8 protein-coding genes are annotated in these 8,611 nt (G+C 61.0%); all 8 read right to left on the reverse strand.

Features of this window, described 5'->3' with window-relative positions; genetic code table 11:
- Positions 1-52 precede the first annotated feature (52 nt).
- Complete coding sequence (locus BS629_RS13565; RefSeq protein WP_018246027.1) at positions 53-1,399, reverse strand: NAD(P)/FAD-dependent oxidoreductase; 1,347 nt, start codon at positions 1,397-1,399, stop codon at positions 53-55.
- Positions 1,396-2,913, reverse strand: a complete 1,518-nt coding sequence (locus BS629_RS13570; RefSeq protein ID WP_077988275.1) for an aldehyde dehydrogenase — start codon at positions 2,911-2,913, stop codon at positions 1,396-1,398. Before BS629_RS13570 ends, BS629_RS13565 begins: the two co-directional genes overlap by 4 nt.
- The gene (locus BS629_RS13575) at positions 2,906-3,817 is read right to left on the reverse strand and encodes a dihydrodipicolinate synthase family protein (protein ID WP_018246029.1); all 912 of its coding nucleotides are present in this window, start codon (positions 3,815-3,817) and stop codon (positions 2,906-2,908) included. The genes BS629_RS13570 and BS629_RS13575 overlap by 8 nt, the downstream gene beginning before the upstream one ends.
- Positions 3,814-4,530 carry a GntR family transcriptional regulator gene (locus tag BS629_RS13580; protein ID WP_018246030.1) on the reverse strand — a complete coding sequence of 239 codons (717 nt, stop codon included), beginning with the start codon at positions 4,528-4,530 and terminating at the stop codon, positions 3,814-3,816. Before BS629_RS13580 ends, BS629_RS13575 begins: the two co-directional genes overlap by 4 nt.
- A 499-nt stretch (positions 4,531-5,029) precedes the next feature.
- Positions 5,030-5,602 (reverse strand): S-(hydroxymethyl)glutathione synthase, encoded by a 573-nt coding sequence (gene gfa / locus BS629_RS13585; protein ID WP_018246031.1) that lies wholly within the window; start codon positions 5,600-5,602, stop codon positions 5,030-5,032.
- A gap of 54 nt (positions 5,603-5,656) precedes the next feature.
- Positions 5,657-6,493 (reverse strand): S-formylglutathione hydrolase, encoded by an 837-nt coding sequence (gene fghA / locus BS629_RS13590; RefSeq protein WP_018246032.1) that lies wholly within the window; start codon positions 6,491-6,493, stop codon positions 5,657-5,659.
- 3 nt (positions 6,494-6,496) lie between these two features.
- Positions 6,497-7,660 (reverse strand): S-(hydroxymethyl)glutathione dehydrogenase/class III alcohol dehydrogenase, encoded by a 1,164-nt coding sequence (locus BS629_RS13595; protein WP_077988276.1) that lies wholly within the window; start codon positions 7,658-7,660, stop codon positions 6,497-6,499.
- 152 nt (positions 7,661-7,812) lie between these two features.
- Positions 7,813-8,508: a dimethylsulfonioproprionate lyase family protein gene (locus BS629_RS13600; protein WP_077988277.1), complete on the reverse strand. Its 696-nt coding sequence runs from the start codon at positions 8,506-8,508 to the stop codon at positions 7,813-7,815.
- Positions 8,509-8,611: the final 103 nt, after the last annotated feature.

An 8,611-nucleotide genomic window follows, 5' to 3' on the forward strand; every position in this document is an offset into this window, starting at 1 on the left:
TTCTCATTGAAGTCTGCGAGCGGGCAGTCTTCATATTGCGTGGGCCGAGGGATCATCCCTCGCGGCCTGCGCGCAATTCCTGCAAACGGATCATCGCGTTTATGCCCAGCCAGGCGAACGGCTCCGGCGGGAGCCTCGAAGGCTCAGGGTGATCCATGTATTGTTCGAGATGCCGGGAGGCCGTTCGGGTCGCCAGTTCCGCCGCCATCATACCGGCGAGTGTGCTCTTGACCGTTCCAAGCCCGTTTTCGCAGCATGCGGAAAACAGTCCTTCTTCGATCTCGCCGAAGGCGGGCACGTGGTTCCGGCTGAGGCACAGACGACCTGCCCAACTATGTTCGAAAGGGACATCCGCGAGACCCGGGAACCGCGCGTCGAGCGCGTCTCGATGGGCCTTGGCCATCTTGCCCATGCGCCAGTCCGACGCCTCCAGCTTGCTTTCGTAGGTGTACTTCGTGCGGATTACGATCCGCGACTGGCCAGCGGAGGTAATCTTTCGAATCGTGGCTCCCATCGCATCTGCCGGGAGCAGCGCCCACTTGTCCTGCCCTGAGGCCTTCTGGCCGAAGTCGTTTGCTGGAAACGGCGCTGTCATCGAGGCATAAGCAAAGATGTGCATCAGGCGGCCGCGATAGTGCCCGAAATCGTCGATGTGGCCATTGACCCCGAGGATCACCTTTGGAGCGGTGACCTTCCCTCGGTTTGTCATGGCGGCCCAGGTGCCGCTGTCTTGCTTCAATGAAGTGACAGGAGAACGCTCGAAAATACTGACCCTGCCCGGCAGGCCCGCCGCAAAAGAGCGGATGTAATCGGCGGGCTGGATAAGCACCGCTCCGGGCGTGTACAGACCGCCGGTGTAGTAATCCGATGCGGTGATCTCCCGCATCTCTTTCGCATCGAGAAACGTATGCTTCTCGCCAGCGCCCCTCAGGGATTCTCCGAAGCTCCGGTTGAGCCTCATGCCGCGAGCGGTGGCCGCGGCGTTGATCTTTCCCGCCGGGTCGAATGTCGCGCGCGACATCCCGTATTCCTCCGCCGCTTGCGCGGCAAAGGCTATCGCTGAGCGGTTCTGGGCCATCTCCAGCCGAGTGGCGTCCGCCTCTCCACTAGAATACTCCCCGCCTGAAAGGTTGTGCGGAACGTCGATCATGAAGCCGGAATTTCGGCCCGACGTCCCCTTCCCCACTTCGCTCGCATCAAGGATAACGATCTTGTCATCCGGCCGAAGTTCGAGAAGACGGCGGGCCGCCGAGAGGCCAGCAAACCCCGCGCCGACGATCAGCCAGTCCGCGGTCACGTCGCCGTCGAGGGTCCGGACCGGGAAAGGGCGCTCGCTGACCGCCTCCCAGCCCGAGACGCCATTCTCAACAGGCAAACGTTTGACCGACTTCGAGATCATCGGATGGTCTCGTCGACCGAGCGATCCGAGACGTCGATCCAGATGGTCTTGAGTTCGCAGTAATTGTCGTGGGCGAAGACCGACTTGTCGCGGCCGCCGAAACCGGACTCCTTGTAGCCGCCGAACGGCGTGCTGGCGTCGCCTTCTCCGAAGCAGTTGACGGTGACGACGCCGGCGCGGATTTCGCGCGAGAGCTTGATGGCGTTCCTCAGGCTGCCGGTATAGACGGACGCCGTCAGACCGTAATTCGTGTCGTTGGCAAGAGCGATTGCTTCGGCAAGCGAATAGAAGGTGGTAACAGACAGCACCGGCCCGAAGATCTCTTCCTGGAAGAGGCGGCTGGCGGGCGTTACACCCTCGACCACCGTCGGTTCGATAAAGATGCCGCCATGCGTTTCGCCACCATGGGTGACCGTCAGCTTCTCCTTCCGGGCGTCGTCGAGGAAGGATTTCACCTTCTCGAAATGAGCCTTGCTGACAAGCGCGCCGATGCGGTTTGCGGGATCGAGCGGATCGCCGGTCTTCCATTCGCGCATATAGGCGCCGATGCGTTTCAGCAGCTCATCCTTGACCTTGGAATGAACGATGAGACGCGACGTGGCCGAGCAGTTCTCGCCCATATTCCAGAAGGCGCCGTTGACGACCTGCTCGGCAACGAGGTCTAGGTCTTCGGCATCGTCGAGAACGACGGCGGGGTTCTTGCCGCCGCATTCGAGCACGACGCGCTTGAGATTCGAGTCCGCTGCATAGCGCAGGAAGCGGCGGCCGGTGGGCGTCGATCCGGTAAAGGCCACCATATCGACATCCATATGCATGCCGATCGGTTCTCCGACTTCCTTGCCGCCGCCGGTCACGACATTGAACACGCCGGCTGGAATGCCCGCTTCATGGGCAAGCTCGGCGACACGCAGCGTGGTGAGCGTCGTTTCCTGCGCAGGCTTGACGATCACCGAGCAGCCGGCAGCGAGCGCCGGACCGATCTTCCAGGCCAGCATCAAAAGCGGAAAATTCCACGGAAGCACGCATCCGACGACACCGACCGGCTCACGCACGATCATCGTCAGTGCATTCGCGCCGACAGGCGCGGTGTTGTCATAGAGCTTGTCGATCAGTTCGGCGTGCCAACGGATCGTATGAATGGTATCGGGAACATCGACCGTCTGGCATTCGCCGACCGGCTTGCCGCTGTCGAGGCTTTCCATCACGGCGAGCTCGTGACGATTGTCCTCCAGCAGCCTGGCAAGCTTGAGGAGCACCGCCTTGCGTTCAGCCGGCGAACGCAGCCGCCAGTGGCCGTCGTCGAAGGCTTGCCTTGCCTTGGCGACGGCGGCGTCGACATCGGTGGCATCGCATGCGGCAATCTCGGCGAGAACCTCGCCCGTCGCGGGATTCGTCGAGGTGAATGTCTGCCCTGAATTGGCCGGACGAAATGCGCCATCGACGAAGGCATTCGTCGGAAACTGAAGACCGGCGGCGATCGCCTTGTATTCGGAAGCGGTCAAGGGTTCATGCATGATTTGCTCCCGAGGTGATCTGGCCGACCGTGCGCTTCAACGTGGCGACGACGGTCTGGAGGGTTCGTTTTTCTTCGGAGTTGAGCGGACGCAGCGGCGCACGGACCGATCCGACATTCAGCCCGATCAATTCGCATCCATGCTTGATAGATTGGACGAACTTCCCGCATTCCAGGAAATCCATGAGCGGCAGCATCGCCGTCATGATGGCGCGGCCCTTGTCGAAATTCTTTTCGAGCAAGCAGGCTTCATAGAGGGCGACATGTTCGCGCGGGAGGAAATTGGAGCCGGCGCAGACCCAGCTCTTCGCGCCCCATGCGAAGAATTCGAGCGCCTGGTCGTCCCAGCCGCAGGACAGCGCAATATGGGGAAATTTCCGGGCCAGCAGATGCAGATTGCCCATGTCGCCGGAACTTTCCTTGATGGCGATCACGTTCCTGGACTTGCCGAGCCGGGAGAAATACTCCTCGCCCATCATCACGCCCATACGAGCCGGATAGTTGTAGAGCATGATCGGCAGGTTCGCCGCGCGGTCGACGGTCAGGGCGTGGACCGCATTCTCGCGCTCGGTCGGCAGCGCGTAGGGCGGTGACGACACCAGGATCGCATCCGCGCCGATTTCCTTCGCCGCCTTTGCGTATTCGACCGAATCTTCGGTTCGCGTGGCGCCGGTCCCGATAATGAGCGGCAGCCGCGTGCCGATGACTTCCCGCGCATAGGCCGCGAGCTCGAAACGCTCCTGGCTGCTCTGGGCATAGTACTCGCCGGTCGAGCCGCCGACGATGATGCCGTGGACGCCCGCCTCGATCAGCGACTCGAGCACGGCGGCAAATCCAGCCCTGTCGATCTGACCAGTTTGGTCGAGCGGCGTCACCGCCGGCGTATAGATCCCCTCAAACTTCACGACGATTTCTCCAAGAGTTGGGTGGCGGGGCCGCCGAGGAAGGCGTCCGCCTTGAGACCTTGCGGGGCGATGAACATCTCCATGTTCTCGCGGGACAATTCCCAGTGTTCGAAAACGAGGTCGACGACGGCATTCTCGTCGTGAGCGCCGAGCGCATCGATGAAGCCGTCATGATGGCCGACGGCCACTTGAAGCCGTCGCTTCATGTCCTCGTTCCTCGGCCGGAAGAAGGTGTGGCCGATACGCGCGTGGTCGATGAGCAGCCGGCCAAGGCTCGGCTGCAGATAGACGTTGCCCGACATCTCGCCGAAAATTTCGTGGAAGCGATTGTTCTCGAGGACCATCGCCAGGGCGTCCATGTTCTCGCTGGCGGCGCGGAACCGCTCCTGGGTCTGCTTCAGGTCCGAAAGCTGAGTGGGCTTGAAGTTCTGCACGGCGAGACGGCCGATTGCCGCGTAGATCATCGGCGCGACGAGAAAGAAATTCCGCAGGGTGGAGTGGTTCATCGGGATGACCCGTGCGCCCCTGTTCTCGCGGATGTCGATATAGCCCTCACCGGCAAGGCGACGGAATATGTCGCGGACCGGCGTCCGGGAGAGCCCGTATCTTTCGCTCAAACTGGCCTCGTCCAGATCGGCGTCCGGGTCCAGTTCCATCGTCAGAATCTGCCGTTTCAGATCTTCGTAGAGATTGCTCTTGGGGGTCTTCGCCATCGTCATTCTCCGGCCGCGGGTTGCTCTACGCCGTGAAAATGGCACGCCTCTCGGGGCGAGTCAATAATTGTGTACATTACGTACACAATTAGTATTTCTTAAATACACAATGATGCCGAGCAAAGCGTCCCCGGCGCGCGTCAGGCGTCATTTCAAAGCGCTGTCCAGGGATCGGCGTTCCGCGGCGGCGGCCATTGCGGAACTTCCCAAGCGAATTATGGTGGCGGGTCTGTGAGAATTTCGGTGCAGTCGAGGTTGATGCGATTTTTATGCGCATCAACCTTGATCATCAGGCGTCGGAAGCTGGCTGCCGGCAAGCCGGTGCGCGGCCATCACGGACTATCTCGATATCCGGTGGCGGCGGTTTTGTCGGGGAGCGCCGGCTCGGCGTCCCAGAGCATTTCCGCTTCTCTCAAGTCACGGAAATGCTCTCTTTTGTTTTTACGCAATCCCGGACGCAAAAACGCTGCGCACTTTTGCTGGGAATTACTTTAGCCGATCACGAGGCCAGCACGCCGCTCTTCTTGGCGGTCCAGGTTGCGATGTAGTCCATAAGGCCAGGGTTTAGGCAATCGTAAGGCTCGAGGCCTGATGTCCTCAGCTGTGCTCTGACGGCGTCCATCTTCGCGGGGTCGAAGCCGCTTTCGATGATCGACGACACGAAGGCAGCAAAGCCCGGCTTCGCCCAGCCGCTTTCCTGGAAGCGTTCCGGATGGATGAACGACAATCCCTGAAACGGATGTTCGCGCACGACTGGCCCATACATATGCACGCCGCATTCCTTGCAGGCGGTGCGCTGGATCAAGGCAGCGGAATCGACGACAGCGAGCTTATCGCCATTCTCCAAGACTTCGACACTTTCGGTCGGAGCGACCGCCACGACCGAAAAGACTGCACCTTCGGGCTTCCAGCACTTCGTGCAGCCGCAGGCGTGATTGTGGGCGATATCGCTCTTGATTCTTACCTTCACCGGATTGCTGGCGCACTTGCAGACGAGCGTCCCGCCCGCAAAAGCAGCGTCAGTCGCCCGAAAACCTGAATCCACTGCCGGATGTATGGCTATGCTGGTCATGGGTTTCTCCTCCCCTTCTGGGCCGTTTGCGATATGCCCGGCCAAGCTCTGCAATCAGTCTCCCAATCTCCGCGCGTGCCAGCGCAGATGGTCTTCCATGAATGTCGAAATGAAGAAGTAGGAGTGGCCGTAGCCTTCCTGCATGCGAAGCCGCAGGCTGATGCCGGCCGTCTCGCAGGCTTGCCTCAGCTCTTCGGGGCGCAATCCATCCTCCAGGAAGCTGTCCGCCGTCCCTTGGTCGACGAGGAATTCCGGGAACCGGTGCCCGTCTTCGATCAGCGAGCAGGCATCATATGCCCGCCAGCGCGTTTCATCCGATCCGAGGTATTTCTGGAACGCCGGCTTTGACCAGCCGGAGACGGATGGATGGCTGATCGGCGCGAAGGCCGAGCAGCTGCTGAAGCGTTCGGGGTTCTTGAGCGCGATCGTGATCGCGCCATGTCCCCCCATCGAGTGACCGAAGATTCCCTGTCGCGTCATGTCGACCGGAAATTCGGCCGCGATAAGCTTCGGCAATTCATCGACGACGTAGCTGTACATCCGATAGTTCTGTGCGAATGGCGGCTCGGTGGCGTCGACATAAAAACCGGCACCCTTGCCGAACTGCCAATTATCCGGCTCGTCCGGGACGGCATCGCCGCGTGGACTGGTGTCGGGGCAGACGATGACAATACCGAGTTCTGCGGCAAGACGCCGATACTCTCCCTTGTCCATGACGTTTGCATGGGTGCAGGTCAGACCTGAAAGGTACCACAGAACTGGCAGCTTCCGTCCTTTGGCCTGCGGCGGTAGAAATACCGCAAAGGTCATGTCACAGTCGCAGACATCCGAGCGATTGACGTAAACGCCCTGGGTGCCGCCATGAGAATTGTCGGTCGAGATGGTTTTCATGACTCAGTAGACCACCACGCCGCGGATGCTTTTGCCCGAATGCATCAGCTCGAAGCCCTTGTTGATGTCCTCGAGCGGCATGGTGTGGGTGATCATCGGATCGATCTGGATCTTGCCCTGCATGTACCATTCGACGATCTTCGGCACGTCGGTGCGGCCGCGCGCGCCGCCGAAAGCCGTGCCCATCCAGTTGCGGCCGGTGACCAGCTGGAACGGACGGGTGGAGATTTCCTGGCCGGCACCGGCAACGCCGATGATAACCGACTTGCCCCAGCCGCGGTGCGATGCTTCCAGCGCCTGGCGCATCACCTTGGTGTTGCCGGTGCAGTCGAAGGTATAGTCGGCGCCACCGATCAGGTCGCCGTTGCGTTTGGTCAGGTTGACGAGGTAGGGCACGATGTCGTCGCCGACCTCCTTCGGATTGACGAAGTGGGTCATGCCGAACTTTTCGCCCCAGGCCTTGCGGTCAGGGTTGATATCGACGCCGATGATCATGTCGGCACCGGCAAGACGCAGGCCCTGAAGCACGTTGAGACCGATGCCGCCGAGACCGAAGACGATCGCCGTGGCGCCGATCTCCACCTTGGCGGTATTGATGACCGCGCCGATGCCGGTGGTGACGCCGCAGCCGATGTAGCAGATCTTGTCGAAGGGCGCGTCGGGATTGACCTTGGCAAGGGCGATCTCCGGCAGCACGGTGAAGTTCGAAAAAGTCGAGCACCCCATATAGTGGTGGATCTTGTCCTTGCCGATCGAAAAGCGGCTCGTTCCGTCCGGCATCAGCCCCTGGCNAAAGCGGCTCGTTCCGTCCGGCATCAGCCCCTGGCCCTGGGTAGCGCGGATCGAGGTGCAGAGATTGGTCTTGCGGGAAAGGCAGGAATAGCACTCGCGGCATTCCGGGGTGTAGAGCGGAATGACATGGTCGCCCTTCTTGACCGAGGTGACGCCGGAGCCGACATCGACGACGATGCCGGCACCCTCATGGCCGAGAATGGCCGGAAACAGGCCTTCAGGATCGGCGCCCGACAGGGTGAAATCGTCGGTGTGGCAGATGCCCGTCGCCTTGACCTCGACCAGCACTTCGCCGGCCCGCGGTCCCTCCAGCTGCACGGTCATCACTTCCAGCGGTTTTCCTGCCTGAACGGCAACGGCGGCGCGAACGTCCATCTTGATATCCTTCCTCTTAAATTGAATTCTGATGCTACATATTCCGATAGACCGGCTTCTCAGCGATCTGCTTCGCTGCGTGACCGCCGAGACTTCATGCTCTCGCCTTCGGCCTTTTCGTTCATCTCAGGCTCGTCGTTGCCAAGCACCCATCACGTCTCCCGCTCAACCTGGCACCAGACCGCAAGCAGAGGCCGGGCTGTGCATCTTATCGCGAAAGATTGGCCGGCGTCGTTCGCAAAGACCGTGCCGACACCGGCGGAGAACCACTCGGAATCGCCAAGGCGGATTTCGCCCGGCGACAGCAGAATGAAGGCGCGCGGCTGCGTCTGAACATGATCGGGGAAACGGGTGTAGCGATCCATATAGATCACGCCGACCCTGAGATCGGCGCGTTCCTCCATGCCGCCGGGGCCGACCACGACCGCATGGGAATGCGTATCGCCAAAATTCAGGCTTGCAAACGGACCGGAGCGGCCGCGTCTCCAGAGCAGTTTGTCGGCGAGACTATGGAACTGGCTGGCGATCGCCTCGTATTTCCGTCCCGATTTCGCAAGATGGCCGATGGCGTCATCAAGCCCTTCCGGCGCGCCGGGAAGAGACCCGCCCTCCGGGCGCACCTTGCCGGTCTTGAGCAGTTTCTGGAGAACCTTGCCCGCGACGAAGCTGGCGACGGCAGGAGCCTCCGCCGACAACATCAGCCCGCCGACATCGTTGACGAATTCCTGCAACGGCCGAGAACGTCTTTCCCTGCCGATGTCGTGTAGCCGTATGTATGCCGGCTTCTCGTCATCGTTCAGGAGAAGGTCGGCACCAGGTTTGATTGGACGTCCCACGACGCGCGCCACGTTCGGTCTCCCCCGCTAGAGTGCCTTTTGCAATTCCGGCAGGGCGTCGAAGAGATCGGCGACCAATCCGTAGTCGGCGACCTGGAAGATCGGCGCCTCCTCG

Source organism: Rhizobium leguminosarum bv. viciae USDA 2370 (genome assembly GCF_002008365.1).
Lineage (GTDB): Bacteria > Pseudomonadota > Alphaproteobacteria > Rhizobiales > Rhizobiaceae > Rhizobium > Rhizobium leguminosarum.

Coding starts and splice junctions, on each gene's coding strand:
- BS629_RS13565 (WP_018246027.1), bottom strand. CDS start 1,399: ATGATCTCGAAGTCGGTCAAACGTTTGCCTGTTGAGAATGGCGTCTCG.
- BS629_RS13570 (WP_077988275.1), bottom strand. CDS start 2,913: ATGCATGAACCCTTGACCGCTTCCGAATACAAGGCGATCGCCGCCGGT.
- BS629_RS13580 (WP_018246030.1), bottom strand. CDS start 4,530: ATGGCGAAGACCCCCAAGAGCAATCTCTACGAAGATCTGAAACGGCAG.
- gfa (WP_018246031.1), bottom strand. CDS start 5,602: ATGACCAGCATAGCCATACATCCGGCAGTGGATTCAGGTTTTCGGGCG.
- fghA (WP_018246032.1), bottom strand. CDS start 6,493: ATGAAAACCATCTCGACCGACAATTCTCATGGCGGCACCCAGGGCGTT.